Origin of the sequence: Acinetobacter sp. I-MWF (assembly GCF_025433935.1) — a bacterium.
Classification (GTDB): Bacteria; Pseudomonadota; Gammaproteobacteria; order Pseudomonadales; family Moraxellaceae; genus Acinetobacter; species Acinetobacter guillouiae.
Genome location: NZ_JAMBAR010000001.1, coordinates 1785078 through 1808128 on the forward strand (window position 1 = coordinate 1785078; position 23051 = coordinate 1808128).

19 protein-coding genes are annotated in these 23051 nt (G+C 38.2%); 14 read left to right on the forward strand and 5 right to left on the reverse strand.

What is annotated here, in order from left to right; all coding sequences use genetic code 11:
* Positions 1–134: 134 nt before the first annotated feature.
* Entirely contained in the window at positions 135–1226 is a 1092-nt protein-coding gene (gene adeS / locus M2R48_RS08230; protein ID WP_151957417.1) for a two-component sensor histidine kinase AdeS, read from the reverse strand.
* Positions 1216–1947: an efflux system response regulator transcription factor AdeR gene (adeR, locus tag M2R48_RS08235; RefSeq protein ID WP_004820644.1), complete on the reverse strand. Its 732-nt coding sequence runs from the start codon at positions 1945–1947 to the stop codon at positions 1216–1218. Before adeR ends, adeS begins: the two co-directional genes overlap by 11 nt.
* A gap of 136 nt (positions 1948–2083) precedes the next feature.
* On the opposite strand from adeR, the gene M2R48_RS08240 reads away from it, so the two are divergent.
* From M2R48_RS08240 to M2R48_RS08290, 11 genes are all read left to right on the forward strand, one after another.
* Complete coding sequence (locus M2R48_RS08240) at positions 2084–3328, forward strand: efflux RND transporter periplasmic adaptor subunit (RefSeq protein ID WP_262085743.1); 1245 nt, start codon at positions 2084–2086, stop codon at positions 3326–3328.
* Positions 3325–6441, forward strand: a complete 3117-nt coding sequence (locus M2R48_RS08245; RefSeq protein WP_315972841.1) for an efflux RND transporter permease subunit — start codon at positions 3325–3327, stop codon at positions 6439–6441. Before M2R48_RS08240 ends, M2R48_RS08245 begins: the two co-directional genes overlap by 4 nt.
* A 504-nt stretch (positions 6442–6945) precedes the next feature.
* Positions 6946–7803: an energy transducer TonB gene (locus tag M2R48_RS08250; RefSeq protein WP_262085744.1), complete on the forward strand. Its 858-nt coding sequence runs from the start codon at positions 6946–6948 to the stop codon at positions 7801–7803.
* A 41-nt stretch (positions 7804–7844) separates the two neighbouring features.
* On the forward strand, positions 7845–8441 hold the full coding sequence (locus M2R48_RS08255) for a biliverdin-producing heme oxygenase (RefSeq protein WP_262085745.1): 597 nt from the start codon (positions 7845–7847) through the stop codon (positions 8439–8441).
* A 31-nt stretch (positions 8442–8472) separates the two neighbouring features.
* Positions 8473–8898 (forward strand): YbaN family protein, encoded by a 426-nt coding sequence (locus M2R48_RS08260; protein WP_034615170.1) that lies wholly within the window; start codon positions 8473–8475, stop codon positions 8896–8898.
* A 17-nt stretch (positions 8899–8915) separates the two neighbouring features.
* The gene (locus M2R48_RS08265) at positions 8916–9353 is read left to right on the forward strand and encodes a Fur family transcriptional regulator (RefSeq protein WP_151802770.1); all 438 of its coding nucleotides are present in this window, start codon (positions 8916–8918) and stop codon (positions 9351–9353) included.
* Between the two features lie 277 nt (positions 9354–9630).
* The gene (locus M2R48_RS08270; protein ID WP_004721334.1) at positions 9631–10152 is read left to right on the forward strand and encodes a sigma-70 family RNA polymerase sigma factor; all 522 of its coding nucleotides are present in this window, start codon (positions 9631–9633) and stop codon (positions 10150–10152) included.
* Entirely contained in the window at positions 10153–11166 is a 1014-nt protein-coding gene (locus tag M2R48_RS08275) for a FecR family protein (RefSeq protein WP_262085746.1), read from the forward strand.
* Between the two features lie 263 nt (positions 11167–11429).
* Complete coding sequence (locus M2R48_RS08280; protein ID WP_262085747.1) at positions 11430–14561, forward strand: TonB-dependent receptor; 3132 nt, start codon at positions 11430–11432, stop codon at positions 14559–14561.
* 202 nt (positions 14562–14763) lie between these two features.
* Positions 14764–15522, forward strand: a complete 759-nt coding sequence (locus M2R48_RS08285; protein WP_262085748.1) for a Slam-dependent surface lipoprotein — start codon at positions 14764–14766, stop codon at positions 15520–15522.
* Positions 15523–15589: 67 nt separating this feature from the next.
* Positions 15590–17080 carry a surface lipoprotein assembly modifier gene (locus M2R48_RS08290; RefSeq protein ID WP_262085749.1) on the forward strand — a complete coding sequence of 497 codons (1491 nt, stop codon included), beginning with the start codon at positions 15590–15592 and terminating at the stop codon, positions 17078–17080.
* A 173-nt stretch (positions 17081–17253) separates the two neighbouring features.
* Here M2R48_RS08290 and M2R48_RS08295 read toward each other — a convergent pair whose 3' ends face one another.
* Positions 17254–17949: an alpha/beta hydrolase gene (locus tag M2R48_RS08295; protein WP_262085752.1), complete on the reverse strand. Its 696-nt coding sequence runs from the start codon at positions 17947–17949 to the stop codon at positions 17254–17256.
* A 201-nt stretch (positions 17950–18150) separates the two neighbouring features.
* Here M2R48_RS08295 and M2R48_RS08300 point away from each other — a divergent pair, with 201 nt between their 5' ends.
* Complete coding sequence (locus tag M2R48_RS08300; RefSeq protein WP_262085753.1) at positions 18151–19047, forward strand: AraC family transcriptional regulator; 897 nt, start codon at positions 18151–18153, stop codon at positions 19045–19047.
* Between the two features lie 229 nt (positions 19048–19276).
* Complete coding sequence (locus M2R48_RS08305) at positions 19277–19654, forward strand: hypothetical protein (RefSeq protein WP_262085755.1); 378 nt, start codon at positions 19277–19279, stop codon at positions 19652–19654.
* Positions 19655–19752: 98 nt separating this feature from the next.
* On the opposite strand, the gene M2R48_RS08310 is transcribed toward M2R48_RS08305, so the two are convergent.
* Positions 19753–20988: a pyridoxal phosphate-dependent aminotransferase gene (locus M2R48_RS08310; RefSeq protein WP_004820670.1), complete on the reverse strand. Its 1236-nt coding sequence runs from the start codon at positions 20986–20988 to the stop codon at positions 19753–19755.
* Between the two features lie 221 nt (positions 20989–21209).
* On the opposite strand from M2R48_RS08310, the gene M2R48_RS08315 reads away from it, so the two are divergent.
* Complete coding sequence (locus M2R48_RS08315) at positions 21210–21389, forward strand: hypothetical protein (protein ID WP_004721316.1); 180 nt, start codon at positions 21210–21212, stop codon at positions 21387–21389.
* 101 nt (positions 21390–21490) lie between these two features.
* Here M2R48_RS08315 and M2R48_RS08320 read toward each other — a convergent pair whose 3' ends face one another.
* Positions 21491–22942, reverse strand: coding sequence for a GGDEF domain-containing protein (locus tag M2R48_RS08320; protein WP_105712947.1), 1452 nt, complete (start codon positions 22940–22942; stop codon positions 21491–21493).
* Positions 22943–23051: the final 109 nt, after the last annotated feature.

The following is a 23051-nucleotide window of genomic DNA, read 5'->3' on the forward strand; positions in this document are numbered from 1 at the left end:
ATGTGCTTGGATAGCGCTTTGATCAGCTTCAGGCCGCTATGTTATCTGTCTATAGTTGTTGATAGTTGTCAATTTAAAACAGATGAGTTGAATGCTTGTTTCAATGAAGTCAATTTTACACTTGGATATTGATCTCATATTTTATTTAAATCGTCGGGCTTAAATAAAATACTAAAACAACTTCCCCCTAAAGCTTGTGACTTGGAATATTCAATGCGACCTTCATGCGCGATCATAATTGCATTGACAACAGATAGACCTAAACCACTACCACCATTCTTCTTGCCTCTGGATTCTTCAAGTCGATAAAACGCATCAAATATAAAGGGGATATGCTGATCTGCAATACCGGGTCCTTGATCTTCAATGGTTAAAACCAAACCTTCTGATTTTTTTTGGGTGCTAATCCGTAAAATCCCTGCCTGTGCATAACGAATTTCATTTTCAAATAATGCAATTAAGATCTGTTCAAGCCGTTGTCGGTCAAAAAAGCAGGCTTGATCTGATAGATCGGTTTCGATGACTAATTTTGCTTGATCAAAACGGTCTTGAAGTAAGTTTACAGATTGTGTAATGACGTCAGATAGACAAACTGACTCTAGGTTAAGTCGAAGTTGTTGATTATCCGCCAGACTTAGGGTTCTTAGATCTTCGATTAAAAATGACAGTTGCTCAACTTGATTGAGCAAATTTTTTAATAAGGCCTTATCGGGGGTAAATATATCGTCAAGCACGCCTTGTAAGCGACCTTGTAAGATGGTCACAGGAGTTCTTAATTCATGTGCTATTGCGGCATTCCAAATAGATGCATTGTTGACTGAGATTTCCAGTTTTTCTGCCATACGATTAAAGTCATTGATCATCTTTGTGATTTCAGCGACAGAAGAGGGATTGTCCAATTGCGCTCTTACGGAAAGATTGCCCAAACTAATTTCTCTTGCTGCAATGGCTAAAGAATTTAGCGGGGCGATAAAGCGTTGCGCTAATTTTAATCCTAAATAAACAGAAGTTAGTGAACCGAATAAAGTCACCAATAAAATCCAAGTGAGATCAACAAAATTAAATGACCAGTCTTCGGAATTTAATTGTTCAAGTGAGACCAATTTAAACTCAATGGCGACAAAATAAGTTAAATAGCCAAAAACCAAGGAAAAACAAGTGGTCAATAAGCTCACTTTGGCCATGGTGATAATCAGCTGGCGGCTAATTCCAATGTTATTTTTCATCATTTTGCCTTAAACGATAGCCAACACCACGGACATTGATCAGTAAGTCAGTTTGATGATGATCTTCCAGTTTTTTACGTAATTTACTGATATGACTGTCTACAGTACGCTCTAAGGCATCACCATCAGGCAAGCAATGGTTCATTAATTCTGATCGGGTAAAAACCTTGTAGGGCGCTTGCGACATCAACGCAAGGATCTTAAATTCCGTTAAGGTAAGGTTTAACAGTGCTTTAGAATGTTCTTTGATAATGTATACACAAAGTGTTTCTATATTAATTTCAATTGATTTAAAGCTAATGATTTGGGCTTTCGCCTGAGATGACATTGCACTTCTTCTCAATACGGCTTCAACTCTGGCAATAATTTCATTTGGATTGAATGGTTTTACCACAAAGTCATCAGCGCCGATTCTAAGTGCTGTGACTTTATCCACTTCTTGATCTAATGCGGTCAGCATAATCACAGGGGTTTGTTTGGATTGACGAATATGATTTAAAACTTCCCAACCATTTAAGATCGGCAATTTCACGTCAAGAATCACCAGATCAATCTGTTGCTGCGCATGTATTTCGATGGCTTGCTGTCCATTAAGTGCTCTAAGCACATTGAAGCCATTTTTTTTCAGATAATGCTCCACAATATCACCGATATCATAATCATCTTCAACGACTAAAATTTGTTTACTGGCTGGATCAGACGCAAAAGAAATATTGCCCATCGCTGGATACTTTAAAATGGATACAGCCCCATCATAATTTATTTTTAGTGGTTATATCCACACAATCTCCACACTTTAGTGACGCTAAGTACACAAATATTGCCAATAATCGTCATATCTAGAACTCTGGGTGCAGATGATGCCTAAGCCTTATTTTTTTATTATTTTATTGGTTGTTTTAAGTGGGAGTGCGTTAACTGGATGTAATCGCTCAGGAAATGCTGAAGCAGAACAAGCACAGCAGGCTGCACCAGCCAAAGTCAGTATTTATACAGTTCAACAGCAAGATATTCATTTGATTGAAAACTTACCTGCACGTGTACAAGCCTATCGAATTTCAGAAATTCGCCCACAAGTTGGCGGAATTATTGAAAAGGTGCTGTTTACCCAAGGCAGTGAAGTTAAGGCTGGACAACCTTTATTTAAGATCAATTCGGAAATTCTTCAAGCAGATGTCAATAGTAATCAGGCTTTATTGGCAAAAGCACAGGCAGAAGTGGTGCGTCTAAAAACCCAACAGGAGCGATATCGACAACTGCTTCCTTCCAATGCCATTAGTAAACAGGAGTTTAATAATACGGAAGCCGCTTATCAACAGGCTTTGGCCGAAGTTGCTCAAACCAAGGCAGCATTGGCACGACAAAATTTAAACTTACGCTATGCGACTGTACGCGCCCCGATTTCAGGTCAAATTGGTAAGTTGCTGGTAACCGAAGGTGCATTGGTCAGCACCAGCGATACCAATCCAATGGCTTTGGTACATCAGTTAGATAAAGTCTATGTTGATGTTAAACAATCAATCTCTGAATATGAGCAATTGCAAGATCGTTTGAGTGATGGTTCGTTATTACAACGTGGCGGTGCTGAAGTCAGCATATCCAATAGTCAGGGTAAATTATATCCAGTGACTGGAAAGATTTTATTCTCAGATACCAGCGTAGATCCCAATACTGGTGATGTCACTATCCGTGTGGAAGTAAATAATCCTCAACGGAAATTATTGCCAGGGATGTATGTCAGAGTTGGTTTAAACAGAGCATCACAGCCCAATGCCTTACTTGTACCTGAGCAAGCCGTGCAAAGAGATATTTCAGGTCAAGCACAACTGTTGATTGTAAAAGCAAATCAGACTGCAGAAACACGTCCAGTGAGTTTAGGACAGTTATATAAAGGTTTCTATGTGGTGAATAGTGGAATTAAAGCTGGTGAAAAAGTCATCGTTGAGGGATATGATCGAATTCAACAGCCAGAACAGCCTTTAAAAATAACCCAGTGGAAGTCGCAATACACAACCGATGTTGGGACTTTACAAACGCAAAATAAGGGCAGTGATCAAAGCACTGCAGGTCAGTCTTCTCCGAATACAGGAGAAAAATTATGATATCGCAGTTCTTTATTAAACGGCCAATCTTTGCTTGGGTGATTGCACTCTTTATTATTCTGTTTGGTGTCTTAAGTATTCCAAAGTTGCCGATTTCTCGTTTTCCTTCAGTTGCACCACCTTCGATTAGTATCTATGCAACTTATCCGGGAGCAACACCAGAAACCTTGAATGATAGTGTTGTTACCTTGATTGAGAGAGAGTTATCGGGAGTAAAGAATTTACTTTATTACAGCGCCACCTCTGATGCCAGTGGTCAAGCGAGTATCACTGCCACATTTAAACCGGGGACTGATCCAGAGTTGGCTCAGGTAGATGTGCAAAATAAACTAAAGTCTATTGAACCGAGATTGCCACAATCGGTTAGACAGCAAGGCCTGATTGTTGAAGCGGCATCCTCTGGATTTCTGATGATGGTCGGAATCAACTCACCAAATGATCAATTTAAAGAAATTGATTTAAGTGATTATTTGGTTCGAAATGTGGTTGAAGAATTAAAACGGGTTGAAGGAGTAGGACGTATTCAATCCTTTGGATCTGAAAAGGCCATGCGTATTTGGATTGATCCAAACAAATTGGTGTCTTATCAGCTGTCGATTAAAGATGTCACAAATGCCATTCAAGCACAAAATACGCCGATATCTCCGGGAAGTGTCGGGAGTTTGCCTGCGGTTCAAGGACAGATGATTACACTGCCATTAACGGCTGAAGGGCAGTTAAGTACAGTTGAAGAATTTCAAAATATTACCCTACGTGCCAACCAGAGTGGCGCACAAGTCACACTGAAAGATGTTGCACGGGTGGAGCTTGGGGCGCAAACCTATAGTTTTTCTATTTTAGAAAATGGAAAGCCAGCAACCGCTTTGGCGATTCAAATGAGCCCGGGTGGTAATGCAGTCAAGACCTCTGAAGCGGTCAAAGCAAAAGTTGAGGAGCTGAGCAAGGTTTTACCAAAGGGAATGCAATATTCGATTCCTTATGATACTGCGCCGTTTGTTAAAATTTCGATTGAAAAAGTAATTATGACTTTGCTGGAAGCAATGGTGTTGGTTTTCTTTGTCATGTATTTATTTTTACATAACATTCGCTACACTTTGATCCCTTCAATTGTTGCACCGATTGCACTTCTAGGCACATTTGCGGTGATGTTGATCAGTGGTTTTTCGGTCAATGTTTTAACTATGTTTGGTATGGTTTTAGCCATCGGTATTATTGTCGATGATGCGATTGTGGTGATTGAAAATGTGGAACGCATCATGGCAACAGAGGGTTTATCACCAGTTGATGCCACCTCTAAAGCAATGCAAGAAATTACCAGTCCAATCATCGGGATAACCTTGGTGCTGGTGGCGGTATTTTTACCAATGGCCTTTGCCAGTGGTTCGGTCGGGATTATTTATAGACAATTTACCGTGACCATGGCGGTATCCATTGCATTCTCAGCATTTTTAGCACTGACCTTAACCCCTGCACTTTGTGCAACCTTGTTAAAACCGATTGAAGCCGATCATCAGAAAAAAGGCTTCTTTGCGTGGTTTGATCGCTTTTTTGACCGCATCAATAAAAAGTATGAAGCAATTTTAGTGAAATTGTTGAAACACATTTTTACTGTGATGATTGTATTTGTTGTCCTGACAGGTTTCTTATTATTTGCGTTTAAATCGATCCCAACCGCTTTTTTACCAGAAGAAGACCAAGGCTCATTTATCACCTCATTTCAATTGCCTGCAGATGCCAGTCAAGAGCGGACATTGACCATTGTAAAATCATTTGAGGAACATTTAAAAAGCAGAGAAAGTATTAAGGAAAATGTCTCTGTGCTTGGGTTTGGCTTTAGTGGTTCTGGTAATAACACAGCCATTGCCTTTACAAATTTAAAAGATTTTAAAGACAGAAATACCTCAGCTGCAGATGAAGTTAACGCTGTAAATGCGGCCATGGCAGACAGTGCAGAAGGTACGATTATGTCTGTTTTACCGCCTGCAATTGAAGAAATGGGAACAACTTCGGGCTTTACTTTACGTTTACAAGATCGCGGTAATCTTGGAATGCAAGCTTTGAATGAGGCACAAGCGCAGTTGATCGGTCTTGCAGCAACCAGTAAAAAACTGGCTTATGTTTATCCAGAGGGTTTACCGCCAGGTAGTAATGTCGATTTAAAAATTGATCGGAATAAGGCAGAAGCTTTAGGAGTGAATTTTGCTGATGTGACAGACACCATTTCATCTTCAATGGGTTCAATGTATGTCAATGATTTTCCAAATCAGGGACGAATGCAGCAAGTGATTGTTCAAGTCGATGCCGATTCACGGATGAAAGTTACTGATATTCTAAATTTGAATGTGGTTAACAAGACTGGAGCACTGGTTAAGCTGTCTGAGATTGTAACACCTGTGTGGACACAGTCTCCGCAGCAATACAATCGCTATAATGGACGACCATCATTGAGTATTGCAGGGGCAGGCGCAGAAGGTGTTTCTTCAGGAGTAGTGATGAAGGAAATCGAGCGATTGATTGAGCAGTTACCAAAAGGAATTGGTTATGAGTGGACAGGGCAATCCTTGGAGGAAAAACAGTCAGAAGCGCAAACCAATTTCTTATTGGCATTGTCAATGTTGGTGGTCTTCCTCGTCCTTGCTGCCCTTTATGAAAGCTGGTCGATTCCATTGTCGGTGATGTTGGTTGTACCTTTAGGTATGATTGGTGCAGTGGTTGCGGTATGGATCCGAGGAATTCCCAATGATATTTTCTTTAAAGTGGGTTTAATTACCATCATTGGATTATCTGCAAAAAATGCCATTTTGATTGTTGAATTTGCCAAAATGCTAAAAGAAGAAGGAATGACTCTGATTGAAGCCACTGTTGCGGCTGCCAAACTTCGTTTAAGACCGATCTTGATGACATCCTTGGCTTTTACCGCTGGTGTGATTCCATTGGTAATTGCTACAGGTGCAAGTTCTGAAACTCAACATGCGATTGGTACAGGGGTTTTTGGTGGTATGGTCAGTGCGACGATACTTGCAATCTTTTTTGTGCCAGTATTTTTTGTGTTTATCCTCAGTGCTGTTGAGAAATTACGTGGCAAAGCTTTAGCTGTACGTAAACTGCCTTAAGCGCTCTGCGTTAAGTTTTTAATTTTAAGTCTTGTGTTTTGTAGAGGATGAAGCATTTGTCCTCTACAATATTCCTAAGTCCTCCATCGCATTTATTATATGCATTTATTTGGATGCCTAATTTTTCTTCCTATTATTTTTATCTCGTATTGTTTTCTTTAGATATACAGGTCAGTTGTTTTAACTGCATTATTTATATAAGTTTATTTTTTACATTTAAATAAATACATTCAGTGGCCCACTGTTTTATCGTCAAATCATACCTCCTAAACCATTCTTATTTACATTTAATTACATTTCTCATTAGGCATTTTTGCCTTCTCATTCGTCTATATAGATAAAGGCAGTGTTTTTTAAATTCACGGCAATTGACCTGATAGACGAAGCAGGAAGGATTCATGAACAGTACAACGCAATACAATAGATTGAGCAGACAAGAAAAGCACAGGGTTTTATCCAGCACTCAGCAAATGCGCTACATTTATTTGTGCTGTATCTAAGCCTATGTCTGCTGTAATTCTCGCTTCAAATGATAAGCAAAAATACTCTACGCTTTGTGGGGTAGTGATCAGTCATATATTGTTGTTATGGTCTTTGTCTTATTTAAAAACAGATGTTCGTATTGAATCACATTCACCTGAAAATGCGATTCAAATTCGTTTTATCAGCTTGAACAAAACCGATGTTGTACAACAAAGCAGTACAAAGCTGCAGACGGCATCAGAGCAAGCTGCAACGCAATCAAAAGCACAACCTCAATCTACAGTAGCAACAGCGGTACAACATCAACAACAGGTCAAAGTGATACATAGTACTGAGTCAAAAAAGTTGAAGATGGATCAAACAACACAACAGACAACAAAAGCACAAGAAAAAAAACCAACCGATCAACAGACGGAAAGTAAATCTGAATCAAATCGTCAGTCAACACAAACATTCACTGAAACAAAATCATCTACGAATACTGAACAGACTGCTTCAGGTCAGTCAAATGAGATAGCCAAACGTGCAGGTGGTGAAGCAGGCAAAGACAATAAAAAAGAACAAAACGCTGCCTCTACTTCTCAACCACAGCAACCGCTTCCCGTGAGTCGGGTTGATGTACTCAGCTTTGGCAAGCTTAATTACGATGATCGCGAATTGCAAAACCAGCAGCGCTTATTGGTTCTCACCATCAAAATTAATCCACAAGGGCAGCCGATAGATGTCAGAGTAAAGCAAAGCTCGGGCATGAGTAGTTTGGATGAAAGAGCTATACAAGCTGCACAAAAAGCAAAATTTAAACCACATATTGTCAATGGTGAAGCATTGGCAATCGTGGTGGATTTTCCCATTCAGCTTAAGCTTGGTCGTAATCGCTGATTGGATCATTAAACAATGAAAGGGTTTATTTAGGAGTTTTTATGAACGCATCAACAGAAAAAGTGATCAGCAGTAGTTTAATGCAACGCTTGAAACAAGAAACACTGGCAGAGCATGAACGTATGGAAATCTTGATGCAGCAATCAGGCGCGTTTGAGAGTAAAGAGAATTATGCGCAATTCACCCTGTCGCAATATTATTTTCAGAAAGATGTTGAACATCTTTATCAAGATTCACAGGTTGAACAATTGATTCCCGATTTAGATGTGCGTGGGCGTTCCGATGCAGCTTTACAAGACTTGGCTGATTTAGGTTTAACACCTCAGCAGCAGGGTATTGCAACCGATGAAATTAGTTTTCCACAATCTTTGGGCTGGATTTATGTTTCAGAAGGTTCAACCTTAGGCGCAGCATTTTTACTCAAAGAGGCTCAGGCTAGATTTGGCTTTAATGCTGATTTTGCTGCACGTAACTTAGCAGCATATCCAGAGGGTCGTGGATTAGTATGGAAGCGCTTCAAGCAAAGCCTAGATGATGCAAATTTTAGTTTAGAGGAACAGCAATTGATTATTGAGGGGGCTATGCAAGGCTTTCATCGTTTTGGTGAACTTTTAGCACAATTAAAAACACTGAAATAAATAATTGATGATGGATAAAGGAAATCAAGCAATGAAGCAAACGGGGTCAGAGACCAATCTAAATACCAGTATTTCTATGTCGGAGCCGAGATTGGCGAAGTCATGGTTGGTTCGCTGGATCTGTATTGCACTGGCGGGGTTATGTCTGGTCTTAGGGACGATCGGTTTGGTGGTTCCTGGTTTGCCTACGTTTGATTTTTATTTTTTGGCAACGTTGTTTGCTGCAAAGGGTTCGCAACGAATGCATCAGTGGATTGTTAATAATAAAGTCATTGCTCCGATTTTACAGCAATGGCAACTCAAACGAACTTTGCCCGTAAAAGTAAAACTATTTTCTTTGGCCAGTATGAGTGTAGCTGCTGGCATTTTAATTTGGACTGTGCCTCATCCATGGGCAGTAGGAACCATTATTGTGATGATGGTTTGTGTGCAATTGTGGATGTGGTTAAAAGCATAAATGAGGATAATCTCAGGATGGAAATCTTTGAATATTATAAAAATACTGAAGAACTTAAATGCTTGCTGTTGCAAGCAAATTTAAAAGTAACTACAACACGATTGACTGTACTGAATATTTTAAGAAATGCACAACGAGAGCTGACAGCAGCCGAAATTTTGTATAGTCCAGATTTAAAAGTGAAAAAATTATCTTTTGCTGGTGTCTATCAAACCCTGAAACAGCTTGTTAAAGCAGGATTGTTGGTTAAATTTAAGCTGGGAAGTGAACAAGCATTATATTCATTCAAGGGAAGTCAAACCAATATGAGAATATATTGTAAAAAGTGTAGTCAGTTGCAACAAATTAATGATGAGGCTTTAGAGCAGCAAATTCGAGGACTTATTTTAGAACATGGTGCAAGTTCATATCATCTTGTTATAGAAAAACCCTCTTGTCCTTATTGTAGTCATTAAAACAACATGCCAAAGGGTAGATTATTTTATGATAAAAATATCCATAAATAATAAATCGGAATTTAAACTGAATAATAACCAAGATATTGAGGTTCAATGGGCATTAACTATTGATAATTTAACTTTATTTTTTAAGTATATTAAATGATCAAATAGAACATAAGGATGTACATAAACTAAAAAATAATCATATATACGGGGATTTTCTCTCAGGGTGTCTTGACATTTAAATGATAATTATTATCATTTAAAAGACCATCAAAGAGTTGATCCTATTGTGAACAAAAATCCTGCATTTGTAGATCAATTGTACCGTAATCACCAATCTTGGTTGCATCAATGGCTTAGAAAAAAAGTAGGCAATAGTGAGCAAGCCGCAGATTTGGTACAAGATACGTTTATTAAAATTCTGCAAACGCGTGATGAACTTTTTGGAGTAAAAGAACCTCGTGCATATCTGGTGACTATTGCTAGAAATTTAATGATTGATCAGGTGCGCCGAAAGCGCATAGAGCAAGCCTATCTGAATGAATTAAGTCAGATGGAATATATGCTGGATACAATTCCTTCACCAGAAGATCAGCTTCAGGTTGTTCAAGCCATTGACCAGATTTGTCAGGCTTTGATACGCGTCTCTGAAAAAGCACAACAAGCTTTTGTGCTCCATTATTTTGAAGGTTTAACCCATAAAGAAATTGCAGAAATCATTGGTGTTTCAACCAAGATGATTCAAAAATATCTAGCAACTTGCCTTGTGCAATGCTACGCACTGAAACAAGAGAAGGATTTGTTTGAGTAAATGATTGAAGAAGAGAAGAGTAAGCAACAATTAATCGAAGAAGCAGCGGAATGGATTGTGCTGCTGAGTACCGATGATGACTTACTCAAAAGAACAGCGCAAACAGATTTTGATGCTTGGAAAAGCAAGAGTCCACAACGCCAAAAAATTGCTCAAGATATTGAGCAATATATTACTTCGATTCAAAAACTGGTACAGAATCCACAACAACAGAAAATGACCCAATCTGTATTAAAAACTGGTTTACATAGTGCTCGTAAGCAAAAAAATATGCGCTATGGTGGAATTTTGACGGTGATATTGTGTTGTGTAGGGGGTATTTATAGTTATTTTATTTATCATCCAGTGTCATATCTAACCGCTGATATTAAAAATCATGCAGGAGAATGGAAAACCCAAACCTTAGCAGACGGTTCACAACTTAAACTCAGCGGTCAGAGTGCGGTTAATCTGGACTTTTCATCAAATCAGCGTGTTGTGGAGTTGGTTCAAGGGGAAATATTTGTAGATGTGGCCAAAGACAAAGCCCGTCCTTTTATTGTCAAAACCCAACATGGTCAAATTGAAGCATTGGGAACTGCATTTAGTGTTCAATATCAGCCAGATGCGACTGGGCTTAAAATGCTACATTCCAAAGTGAAAGTGCAGTCCTCGAAACAAGACGAAGATCAAACCAAAGCATCTTCTGTGATTGTGACAGCAGGGCAAGAAGTCATACTTGATCGAAATGGTATACAGCCTATACATACTTTTAATTTATACAATGAACAGCAGAAATGGAATCAACGGCATTTGATTGTTGAGAATATGTCTTTGTCAAAAGTGCTAAATGAGTTGAATCGAAACAGCAAAGAAAAAATTATATTTAACGCTGCTAAGTTAGAGAAAATTAAGGTCAATGCTGTATTGCCTTTAGATCATACCGAAAGTGCATTGCAATTATTAAGCAGTGTATTCCCTCAGCTAAATGTCTATCAAATCACTCCATATTTCACAGTTGTGACTTTGCAATAAACAGCATGATTTAAGCACTTGGTTTGAATCATGCTGTTTAGCTTTAAATTAGGCCTAAAATTTATATCGTTTTTTACTAATTGTTTGATAAATATAATTAATAATAAACTTAGAAAAATAAAAGATAAATCATTTAAATTTATTTTGAATAAATGGTTCCACTTTTTCAATTCTGAAGCGTCATAGTAAGTAGAAGCAAATATTAGGAATACATTTAATTTAATATATTGAATGATTCTTATTTATATTTACTGGGGCGTAAAATGAGTGAAGCTGTTTGCGGTCAAAAGCATCCAAAATATTCTTTCAAAGTGACATCATTGGCATTGGCGATTCATCTCGTTTGTGTGGGTGTAGCAACAACAGTCGCGACACAAAGCACTTATGCGCTCAGTACAGAAACGCAGTCATATCATATTCCAGCGGGTTCACTTGCCAGTGTTCTGAATACCTTTGCCGAGCAAGCGGGGACCTCGATTGCAATTGATGCAAATCAGCTTAAAGGTAAAAGTAGCTTAGGTTTAAGCGGACAATATAATTTAGAAAACGGCTTTCAACATATTTTAGCAGCAACCGAGTTTACTGTGGTGAAAGTTGGAAATGGCTATATATTGAAGCATGTGGATAAAGCTGAAATTAGAACCATTCCAGTACAATCTCAGCCGATGATAGCTGATCAAGAAAATGTCGTACAACTTAGCCCAATGACTGTTTTTGGCACTGTCAGTCGCGATACAAAAGGGCAGAATGATGTTTATGATCAAGATATTTCTAGCGTCTATGCCAGCAAAGAGCAAATAGAACGATATAAAGGCGCTCAGCCAGCAGATTTATCCAAGGGAATGGTCGGAGTATACAGTGGTGATGCCCGAAACAGTGGTGCTTTAGATCCAAGTATCCGTGGTGTTCAAGGACCGGGCCGTGTTCCTGTCCTTATTGATGGGACAGAACAGGCACTCACTGTATGGCGTGGTTATAACGGTGCGAATAATCGGAGTTATATTGACCCTAATTTAATCGGTGGGTTACAAGTCATTAAGGGGCCTTCCATCACACGCAATGTAAATACAGGTGTGGGTGGTGCGGTCGTTATTCATACTCTAGCTGTAGATGATGTTTTAAAAGAAGGTAAAAATTTTGGTGGGGAGATAAAAGTAGAAACCAGCAGCAATGCAGTGAAACCTCGAGAACCACAACTATTAACTGGTCAAAGCATTTACGATAATCCAAATTATCCAGCTACAGGAACGGACTGGCAAGGCAATCCAGTGTTCGAGCCTTATTATGATCCATCCTTATTTAAAGTAGCACGTCAGAATAAAGAAAATAATATTTATTCAGGCGATGATGTTGCAACACGTATTGCTTTGGCGGGACGTAGTGATAATTTTGAAGTTTTGGCTGCTTATGCTTATCGTAATAAAGGCAATCACTTTGCAGGAAAAAATGGCAGTGATTTTTATGATAAACCTGCCACAGGACGATTTAATTACGTTCCATACCTTGCCAAAGTTTACCCAGGAGGTACAGAAGTTCCCAATACATCCCTTGAAACAGAATCTTATTTGTTAAAAGCGGCGTGGAAACCCACAGATGAACAGCGTTTAGAGTTCGGTTATCGGGACAGTTCAATCATCAATGGAGAAATTTTACCTTCACGAATTGCTTGGGGTGAAGTCGTCAAAAATAAAGCAGGGGTACCACAATGGCCTTTAAGTCATATCGACTCTAAAGCCTATAATATGGAATACAAATATCAACCTCAAAACAATAATTTAGTCGATTTCTACGGCAATATTTGGCGGACTGATACCAAGAGTCATACCTCTAGTTCAGGTGGATTTCCCAATGATACCAATGCAAACTTGGGTGTTTTTGTGAACAGTGCTACCGCAAACTCAGACAATACTCGCCAAGGAATGACCTTAAGTAATAAGTTTAAATTGTTGTCTAATCTGGGTTTAACTGTTGGGGGGAGTTTTCAAAAAGAAAAACTCAGTTCGGATGATATTTATAAAGACCCGAATATTAACGGAACAAATTCGGGTTATAGGATGTTACCGAGAGCAGGTCGTCGAGAAGAAAAAGAATTTAATTTTAACTTTGACTATCAACCTGTCTCATGGCTGAATTTAAACGCTGGTGCAAGATATCAAAACTATTGGGCCTTTGATGATTTTCTTAATGAACGAGTCAATGCGGGTGATCCCCAGTTTAGCCTGATTAAAAAAGCCACGGCATTAAGTATGACTTATTATACAAAAAGAGCAAATATGACTCCAGAGCGAGAACAACAATTAAGAGAAACGATTGACGCAGCAGCCTTGGCTCAGGGTTGGTCTGAAGAGTATAAGCAAAATGAATTAAATAGAAGTCTCTACGCTAAAAGCAATACGATTGACTATAAAAAGGATAGTCGTGGAAAATTAACCATTGCCAATAATCCCTTTTTAAATGGGACCTTAGTACAAGGGCGGGATTATGGATACTATACTAGTGGCACTCTTGGTGCTTATGAGGATATTGATTTAACTAAAACAGGTGTGCAAAAAACTAAAGATCATGGTTGGACACCAACAGCTTCAGCAACGGTCAATTTTAATTCAAATAGTCGAATGTATTTGCGTTATAGCGAAGCTTTTAGAATGCCAAGTATGTTTGAAAGTACGCTTGGGTTTTCTGGTACCTTAAGTGGTTATAAGTTACAACCAGAGCATGCATCGAACTATGAACTCGCCTATGTTCATAATCTATCTGAGTTATTTAAAAACAGCAGTTATGCAGATATTAAATTGGCTTATTACTATAACAAAACTAAGAATGCGATTGAGCGTAGTCCAACTTTAGCATTTAGTAATGTCGATAGTCTTACTACAGAAGGGTTGGAACTGCAAAGTCGCTTTGATAATGGGCATTTCTTTACCGACTTGAGTGCCAATTATCGTTTTAAAAACAAAGTTTGTGATGAGAATTCAGCGATGCTTTTAGGGGCGAACCACCAGTTTTCATTAAATCGTTGTGTAGATGATGGATTTGTAGGGGGATATTTGGTCAGTATGGCAACCCCTAAATATTCAGTGAATTTAACACTTGGTGGTCGATTCTTTGATCAAAAACTTGAAGTCGGAACTCGTGCGAGTTATCACCATAAGTATGAAAATCCTGAAACGAAAAACTATAACGATATAGAGATGAGTTATTACGCCAATACCCCTTTGGCATGGAACTCGATGACCATTGTGGATGCTTATATCAATTATCGACTTAAACAAGACACCTTATTTGAACTAGTGGGGACTAATCTCACTGACGAATTCTATATTGATCCATTAACTCGTTCGGCAATTGCAGCACCAGGTCGAACATTTAAGCTAAGCATTAGCCATAAGTTTTAAAGAAACTTTGGGTAATCAACTGAATTTGTTGTCACTCCATGTGCAACAAATGTGTGGAAAATAAGACACGTACTCCTTGATTTTTACACTTAAATTGAATATTAAGATCAACGCAGCACATGTTTTATTTTAAATAATAATCATTAAGACTTTTATTTTTATTCTTAATGAAAAACTTTAAACTCATATCGAGGAATTTAAAATGAAACTTCAATCTATCTCTTTGGCTGTTTTACTATCAGTAGGTTTAGTCGGTGTGGCACAAGCAGCTATAGTCGGTGAGTCGAGTGATAACACTAAAATTCTGGTTGGTTCAACTGGTTCACTTGGACCAACTCATCCAAACTCAGGTGTTGGTTTTGGTGTTAAAACCCTTTATAACGGTGCAATAGTTGCATTCTCAGGGTTTAACGGCTATGCAGATGGCAATGGTGTTGTACGTCTAAGCCCGTACTTACCTGGGCTTCCAGCATCTCATGCTGGGATTGGTTATGCTAATTACAAACAAGTGCCTACACAAGATGTTTGGTTTGGTGAGTGGAATGCCGAAGCCAAAGATGCCAGCGGTAAGCGTCTAGGTACAGTTGATCCTGCGACACATACGGTTTATTACAATGGTAAAGATGCAGATACCAGCGTACCGTCTACAGGTACTGCAAATTATAGTGTTCAAGGTGTCAATAATTATAATGGCTCTAATTTATTGTCAGGTACTTTTACTGCTAACTTTGCAACCAAACAGTTAACGGGGTCATTGAGCGATAGTTCACGTACCTTTAATTTAGGTACTGCAACGATTAATAATGATGCAACGATTAGTGGTTCAAATGCATCTTGGACAGGTGGCCCTTCAGGTGGTGATGTTTCAGGTCAATTCTATAATAGTCAAAGCAGCTTAGCAGGAATAGCAACATTCACTGGTAACAGAACATATGATGTTGCTTTTGGTGGTAAAAAGTAATGATTTAAATGAGAAAGGCTTACTTCGGTAAGTCTTTCTTTTTTTATTCTATCAGGTGAGTTTATAGATGAAAAAAATAGTATTGCTTGGTGCCATATTGCAGTGTGGACAATGTGTTTATGCAGCGGATGATACTAGTATTAGGTTAAATCAGGAAATTAGCCAACAGCAATATCAAAATGATAAGAAACTACTCAAATCAGAAGACCCTAAAAACACACAAGCATTACCGAATCTGATCATACAAGGTCAAGAATATGTGGTTAAGGATGAACCCGCAGAAGTCGCATATGCACTTTACTTGGCAGTGATGCAAAAACAATGGCAAGTGGCTTTAAGCTATCTTGAAAAATATAAAAAATTTCCAAATTATGATCAGGCTTTGACTGAGTTCGCTGAGGGCGTCATGGCACGAACACAGGGGAATTTAAGTTTAGCTGAGAGCAAACTAAAACACAGTTTAGAGATTCAATCGAATAATTTAATGACTCAACTTGAACTGGCTCGTATTTACACGGAACAACAAAAAAATCAGCAAGGTCAACAGTTATTTCAGCAGATTCAATCTCAACTAGCCCTGTCTACAGATCCCGCTGCCCAAGGTATTCGTCAAACCGTAGAGATGTATCTCAAAGGGCTTAAACAACGAGATGAATGGCATGGTTCATTGGCTTTTGGTTCACGTTATGCTAGCAATATCAATAATGCTTCCGATAAATACGACATTATTACTTACTACGGTATTGACCCAGTGACCAAGGAAGTAGTGCCGGTTGAACAATTAAAGCGTGGCACACCTGATGCGATCAGTGCGCAAGGTTTGGACTATGAAGCCACCTTAACTAAACGATGGTCGCTTTCTGGACAACATGGCATTGCATTGCGTGGATTATTCTATGGTCAAGTTTATCCAGAGCAGGCTGATTATAATGAATTAACTTTTAACTTAAATGCGGGTTATAGTTATTACAACGAACGTAATCAAGTCTTGATTGCACCCGTATTTGAACATAAATACTATGCCCACGACCCACTCTATAGTGCCTATGGGCTAAGGGGTGAGTGGATGCGTTTTATCTCCAACGACAAAGCTGTCAAGTTAGAAGCTGAAATGAAGGATATAAATTATTCCCAGTATAAAGGCCAAGCTGGTTTGGAATATTCTGTCTATTCAACCTTTTGGAAAATTTTACCGAAAAACTGGACGCTATTTGGTGGACTGGATTTTGTCGACCATAACACCCAAGAACAATATTTTACAGCTTATCAGCAACAGGGCATACGTTTAGGCCTTTCCAAAAACTTTGACTCAGGTTTTAACGCAAATTTATTTAGTTCTTTCCGTTGGCGTCAATTTGATAAATTTACTCCAGTGTTGGAGGCTAGACGACATGATTTTGAACAAAATTATACTTTGATTCTAAGTGCACCACGCTGGGCTTTTTATGGTTTAACACCTAATCTCACTTATCAATATAATCAAAATAACAGCAATGTAGAGTGGCTATATTCTTATGATAAACACAATGTCAGTTTAAAGCTGGAGCATCGGTTTTAAAGTGTTGTAGATGTTTTATCTCTATTTGATGAGTTGAAACCGTACAAAAGCAGTCTTCTTACTGAATTCTAATTTAGACATCTATATAGCCAAATTGAATTTCAATAAATCTAAGTTTTAAATGGTTCTAAGATATAGAGGAAATCCTTCGATTTCCTCTATTCATTCATCATTTATTGAGCAAGAAAACTGACAGCTTCCTCAATCAAGTCTGAAATTTCTTTTGGATGTGATGCCAAAGAAGCATGACTTGCATCTAGCGAAATCACTTTTTTTGCATTTAAGCGTGCAGACATGACTTTTTGATTTTCAGGGTGGATCATTCGGTCTTGAGTCGAGATTTGATACCAAGATGGTTTCGTTTTCCATGCTGGCGTGGAAATCGTATCGCCAAAAGTGCTTGCTACTGGCGCCTTTTGGGTGACACCCATTGCAAACCCTTCATCTTTGGTTAAATCCTGACAGAAACTTTGATGGAATTTATCTGCTTTAAGCCAGAGATAACCATCACTGTCTGGTTCTAAGTTTGGTGCAGCTTCAGGTAAATGTTGTTGAGTAATGCCGCCAGGGCTTTCGTTTGAGTCAGGCGCAAAAGCAGCAATATAAACCAGACCTACGACATTCGTTTGATTGCCAACTTCAGTAATTACAGCACCACCATATGAGTGACCAACCAGAAGAACATCACCTTTAACTTGCGCAATCATTTTTCTTGTTCGTTCAACATCTTCAGCCAATGAGCTAAGCGGGAGTTCTACTGCACGTAATGATTCATATCCTCGGTGAGACAGCTCAGTTACCACTTTACTCCAATGAGCAGCGCCTCCCCAAAATCCGTGTACGAATATAATTGTTGGTTTATTACTCATGTGTGTCTCCTAGCTAAATGCTATTGTATTTGTTGAGCTAAATGATTGAAGACTTTCTGTATAAAGATTGGATAGATACTGGATGTAATTTTTATACTCAAAAAAGCTTCTATAAGCGATTATTCATGTTTAAATTCATTTTAACAATAACAGAAACACCAATGTTTTTGCAGAAACACTTTTTAGGAATTGTGACAAAAAATGAGAGATGAATATGCTGAAAAAAGTGCTTTAACGGATCTATTCTTTGATATTTATCAGTTTGCAAAAATATCAGGTGAGATCTATGACTTCGCGCGATTTACAGATCAACAACAGTTAAGCTTTAAACAGGATTATGCATATATCCATATCGTTCAGCAGGCGACATGCAGACTTAAAGTTGCATGCACTAATCTAGATCTGGTTTTAAAAGCAGGGGATATTATTGTTCTACCTTCAGCTGGAGAACACACGATTGAATTGTTGGATGCTGAAAATCAAGCAGCCGCTGTGATTAGCTGTATTTTTAAACTTAGTGGAATTTATGGTGAAGCTATAATCGAAGGGTTACCTCGCTATATCCATGTCCCATCACATAACGCTGCTGACAAAGTCGCAGAATGGGTGCCAATGACTGTTGCTGCGATAAAGCTTGAGCTTGAGCATCCTAGCCTTGGAAGTCAAGTGATGCTTTCACGTATCATTGATCTTCTATTGGTGTGGTCAATACGGTTTTGGTTGGCAAAGGCAACCATTGAACATAAAAGCTGGATTGTCGCTTTACGTGATCCCACGATTAGTAAAGCATTATCTTTGCTGCATGATCGTCCTGCTTATGCATGGGATGTAGAAAATTTGGCTCAATCCACCCATCAATCACGTTCAAGTTTTGCTAAAAAATTTGTAGAACTGGTGGGAGTTTCACCAATTCAATATTTAAAAAATTGGCGGATGAGACTCGCAGGTCAGTTTCTAAAAGAGACAGACAAAAATATCTTTCAAATTGCTGAATTAGTAGGATATAGCTCACAAGCAGCATTCACTCGTGCTTTTACACAAACATATGGATGCGCACCAAAAGTATTTAGAGCGTCATTGATACAAAGTGATCAATAAATACAAATGATCAAATTTAGTTTTTATGTTTTAAAACTTGCTTTAACACTGAATCGTACTTAGCCAAACTGATCTGGAACAGCAATAAAACTTGAAGATTTAGGCTAGATTTCAGATTTTTATTAAAGACTTGCTTAGATTGATTAATGTCATAAATGTAATTCCCAAGACCGTGAATTGTATAGTTTCGACCTCTAGAATGAAATGATATCTCAATGGGAAGAATGACATGAAAACTTTAATCAGATTAGCTGTTATTGGTCTTTGTAGTGTTTCAAGTTTAAGTTTTGCATCACATCAAAATATGCAAGAAATACGCATTGATCACTTTGGTACAGGTAGCGATGGAGATAATACGTCAGGTCTTTTATTGAAAGAGCCAATAAAACTGGTGCCTTATTCAAAACTTGATCAAAATAAGGAGCCGAGAATTGAACATTATGGCACAGGCAATGATGGAGACAATACCACAGGGTTATTATTAGTCGATCATGAAAAGTACTATGCGGCAAACACATCTACTGTGCAAGTTGATACTGTACGTATAGATCATTACGGTACTGGAAATGATGGAGACAATACCACGGGCTTGCTCCTCAAAGATTGATTTACAAAAAATATAGAAGCTTGTTGATAAGTAAGATCAACAAAGATAAAAAAATGGGTGTAATCAATACCCCCATTTTTTATTTAAACCAACTAGTATTATTGTGCTGCTTTTTCAGCTGCGATTGAAGCAATTGCTGCATCAATACCGTCAATAGAATCTGCAGCTTTTTTAATACGAGCAAGTGCATCAACAAGTACTTCATCTGCAGTCGCATAAGAAATACGCATATAGCCGCCTAAACCAAAAGCATCACCAGGAACAACAGCAACACCAGTTTCTTCCAACAACCATTCTGAGAATTCTGTGCAAGATTTTAAACCTTTTGCACGAATCAAAGGACGAATGTTGGCATAAGCATAGAATGCGCCATCAGCAGGTAAGCAGCTAATCCCTTGAATTTCATTCAAACCATTCACAACTAAATCATGACGACGTTTGAATGCTTCAATCATCGGTTGAAGTACATCCTGAGGACCATTCAATGCAGCTTCAGCAGCAACTTGTGAAATCGAAGTTGGGTTTGAAGTTGATTGTGATTGGATTTTTTTCATTGCGCCAATCAATTTTGCAGGTCCTGCTGCATAGCCGATACGCCATCCAGTCATTGCATATGCTTTAGATACACCGTTAAGCACGATAACACGCTCATAAAGGTCAGGCGCTACAGTCGCAATATTGTAGAATTCATCATCCCAACGGATCGGCTCATACATATCATCAGAAGCAACATAAACTTGAGGATATTTACGGAGCACTTCTGCTAAAGCTTCAAGCTCAGCTTTGCTGTAGATCATGCCTGTTGGGTTAGAAGGGCTATTTAAAACCACCAAACGTGTTTTGTCTGTAATCGCAGCTTCTAGTTGAGCAGGTGTAATCTTGAAACGTTGCTCTTCACCACATTTCACGATGACAGGAACACCTTCAGCAATGATCACCATATCTGGATAGCTTACCCAATATGGTGCTGGAATAATGACTTCATCGCCTTTGTTTAACAAAGCAAGTGCTAAGTTAAAGAAAGACTGTTTACCACCGCAAGACACCAAAATCTGATTTGCAGCATAGTCAAGATTGTTATCACGTTTTAGCTTCGCAATAATTGCTTTTTTAAGGCCTGGTGTACCATCAACAGCGGTATATTTGGTAAAACCGTTGTTAATCGCTGTAATAGCAGCATCTTTGATGTGTTGTGGGGTGTCAAAATCTGGTTCGCCAGCGCCCAATCCGATTACATTTTTACCCGCAGCTTTTAATTCAGCAGCTTTGTTGGTAACAGCAAGCGTTGGAGACGGTTTGATGGCATTTACACGATCAGAGAGACGTACGTCCACGGCATTATTCCTTCTTATAGGGATTAAAAAAATAAAAAGCACATTATCATAGCCTAATTTTTCATGTTTGGTCGTCTAATATCTATGCAAATTCAATAAATATTCATCAAAAGCAGAAATTAATGTATCAAGAGAATACAAATAAAAGCGAAAGTTTAAGAGCACTCGCATCAAAGCTGAAATTTACGTACAATATAGCCAGTTAAAATTGAGTGAATCACATGAGCACCCAAAATACTCCCAAAAAGAAGCCATTGGTGAATTTACCATTTCCAATGCCATCATCTTTAGAAAATGATGATGATGTTGCCCACAACAACGTCCGTCCTAAACCTGAGCAATATGCAGATCGTACTTGGATGCCACCTCGTGGTACACGCCGTTCGATGGGAAAACGCTAAGTGTTTGAGATATAAAAATAGGTGCTTGATGCACCTATTTTTATAATAAGAATTAAAAAGAATATTTTTATTAAGGCTATAACATTTATCCTTATGGATTATTAAGCACTACCATTTAACATTTCCGTAACATATTCATAATAATTTTTTTTCTTTTGATACATCAATAAATCTGCACGTTTCAACATATTGTCTATACTTTCATTTGCAGATGTTGTTGCATAACCAATGGCAATGCTAATTGGCTGTGACGAATAATATTGATTGTCAATATTGAGTAATTCTTCAATGGTCATAATCATCGATTCTACGGTCTGTTCATTTGCCGCAGGCATAAGGATCACAAACTCATCTCCACCAATACGGGAAGCGGTATAACTTGTATTGGCAATGGTACGAGTCAGAATATTGCCCATTCGTCGCAATAATTCATCACCAACATCATGACCCAATTGATCATTGATGGCTTTTAAACCGTTCATATCAATAAAAATGGCTGAAGTCGGACGCAGTACACCACGTTCTAAACGATTAATTTCCTCTGTATAGAACGAACGATTGAATAATTTAGTCAGAACATCATGTTTTCCTAGATATTCCAAATATGTTTCTGCTTTTTTCCGTGCAGTAATATCAGTCAAGGCAACTTGCACTAGACTCCAGTCATGTTCATAACCCGGGAAAACAGTGAATTGAAGTAATACATTTCGTACTGAACCATCCAGTGCATAATTTACAGCTTCACGTTGATGATGAATTTTACCATTCCAGAGTTCAATCAGTTGCTCACGGAAAGTTTGATACATCTCTTTTGCAAATACTTTATTTAAGTTTTTAAACAGAGTTTCTTTATCTTTGGCTTTAAATAAATCAAGGGTTGCTTGATTGACATCCAATAAGATGATGTCTTCGATACACTGGTTTACAAAGTCGGTATGCACATCTAAGAAGGTGCGAAAATCTTCGATACCAATTTCACGGAGTTGATCTATACGGAGTCTTACACGGCTAAAATCTTCAACCCACAATGAAGTCGGCGAGTAAATAAAGCGAGATTCTGCCAGTTGGCGATTTTTTTCTTCTAAACGGCGCGCATTTTGATAGTCAGTAATATCTTCAGTGGTGATTAAAACTCGGTCTAAACTGACTTCTGAACCTGGCATGATGATACCGCGTAATTTGATATCTAATTTTTTTCCAGAAATCGTGTAATTGACCGTGGTATTTGAAAATTCAGCTTCTCCATTCCAAAGCGCAACCAGCTCTTTGATATGTGAGTGCAGCATTTCTTTCTGAAAAATAATATTTAAGTTCTGATACAGGTGTTGCTGATTTCTGGCTTCAAATAAATCTAAGGTTTTTTTATTGACATGAAGAATCTTAATTTTATGTGCGCAAGCCGTAATCTGATCTGGATTTTCTTCTAAAAAGCTTTGAAGATTTGTGATTCCTTGGCCTTTCCACTGATTAAATTGTTCTCTTACTTCGCTATAGTCCTCTATCCACATCGGGGTAGGTGATATATCAAAAATAGAAGAATCAGAAAATTCCATTATAAGATTCTCGTGTGTTGAGCGGTGATCTAGAATGTTTGAAATATATCCTAAAAAAGAGCGATATAAAATAATAAAATCCAAGTTATTTATTACTTATTGTATTTTA

Coding starts and splice junctions, on each gene's coding strand:
- adeS (WP_151957417.1), bottom strand. CDS start 1,226: ATGAAAAATAACATTGGAATTAGCCGCCAGCTGATTATCACCATGGCC.
- adeR (WP_004820644.1), bottom strand. CDS start 1,947: ATGGGCAATATTTCTTTTGCGTCTGATCCAGCCAGTAAACAAATTTTA.
- M2R48_RS08240 (WP_262085743.1), top strand. CDS start 2,084: ATGATGCCTAAGCCTTATTTTTTTATTATTTTATTGGTTGTTTTAAGT.
- M2R48_RS08245 (WP_315972841.1), top strand. CDS start 3,325: ATGATATCGCAGTTCTTTATTAAACGGCCAATCTTTGCTTGGGTGATT.
- M2R48_RS08250 (WP_262085744.1), top strand. CDS start 6,946: ATGTCTGCTGTAATTCTCGCTTCAAATGATAAGCAAAAATACTCTACG.
- M2R48_RS08255 (WP_262085745.1), top strand. CDS start 7,845: ATGAACGCATCAACAGAAAAAGTGATCAGCAGTAGTTTAATGCAACGC.
- M2R48_RS08260 (WP_034615170.1), top strand. CDS start 8,473: ATGAAGCAAACGGGGTCAGAGACCAATCTAAATACCAGTATTTCTATG.
- M2R48_RS08265 (WP_151802770.1), top strand. CDS start 8,916: ATGGAAATCTTTGAATATTATAAAAATACTGAAGAACTTAAATGCTTG.
- M2R48_RS08275 (WP_262085746.1), top strand. CDS start 10,153: ATGATTGAAGAAGAGAAGAGTAAGCAACAATTAATCGAAGAAGCAGCG.
- M2R48_RS08280 (WP_262085747.1), top strand. CDS start 11,430: ATGAGTGAAGCTGTTTGCGGTCAAAAGCATCCAAAATATTCTTTCAAA.
- M2R48_RS08285 (WP_262085748.1), top strand. CDS start 14,764: ATGAAACTTCAATCTATCTCTTTGGCTGTTTTACTATCAGTAGGTTTA.
- M2R48_RS08290 (WP_262085749.1), top strand. CDS start 15,590: ATGAAAAAAATAGTATTGCTTGGTGCCATATTGCAGTGTGGACAATGT.
- M2R48_RS08295 (WP_262085752.1), bottom strand. CDS start 17,949: ATGAGTAATAAACCAACAATTATATTCGTACACGGATTTTGGGGAGGC.
- M2R48_RS08300 (WP_262085753.1), top strand. CDS start 18,151: ATGAGAGATGAATATGCTGAAAAAAGTGCTTTAACGGATCTATTCTTT.
- M2R48_RS08305 (WP_262085755.1), top strand. CDS start 19,277: ATGAAAACTTTAATCAGATTAGCTGTTATTGGTCTTTGTAGTGTTTCA.
- M2R48_RS08315 (WP_004721316.1), top strand. CDS start 21,210: ATGAGCACCCAAAATACTCCCAAAAAGAAGCCATTGGTGAATTTACCA.
- M2R48_RS08320 (WP_105712947.1), bottom strand. CDS start 22,942: ATGGAATTTTCTGATTCTTCTATTTTTGATATATCACCTACCCCGATG.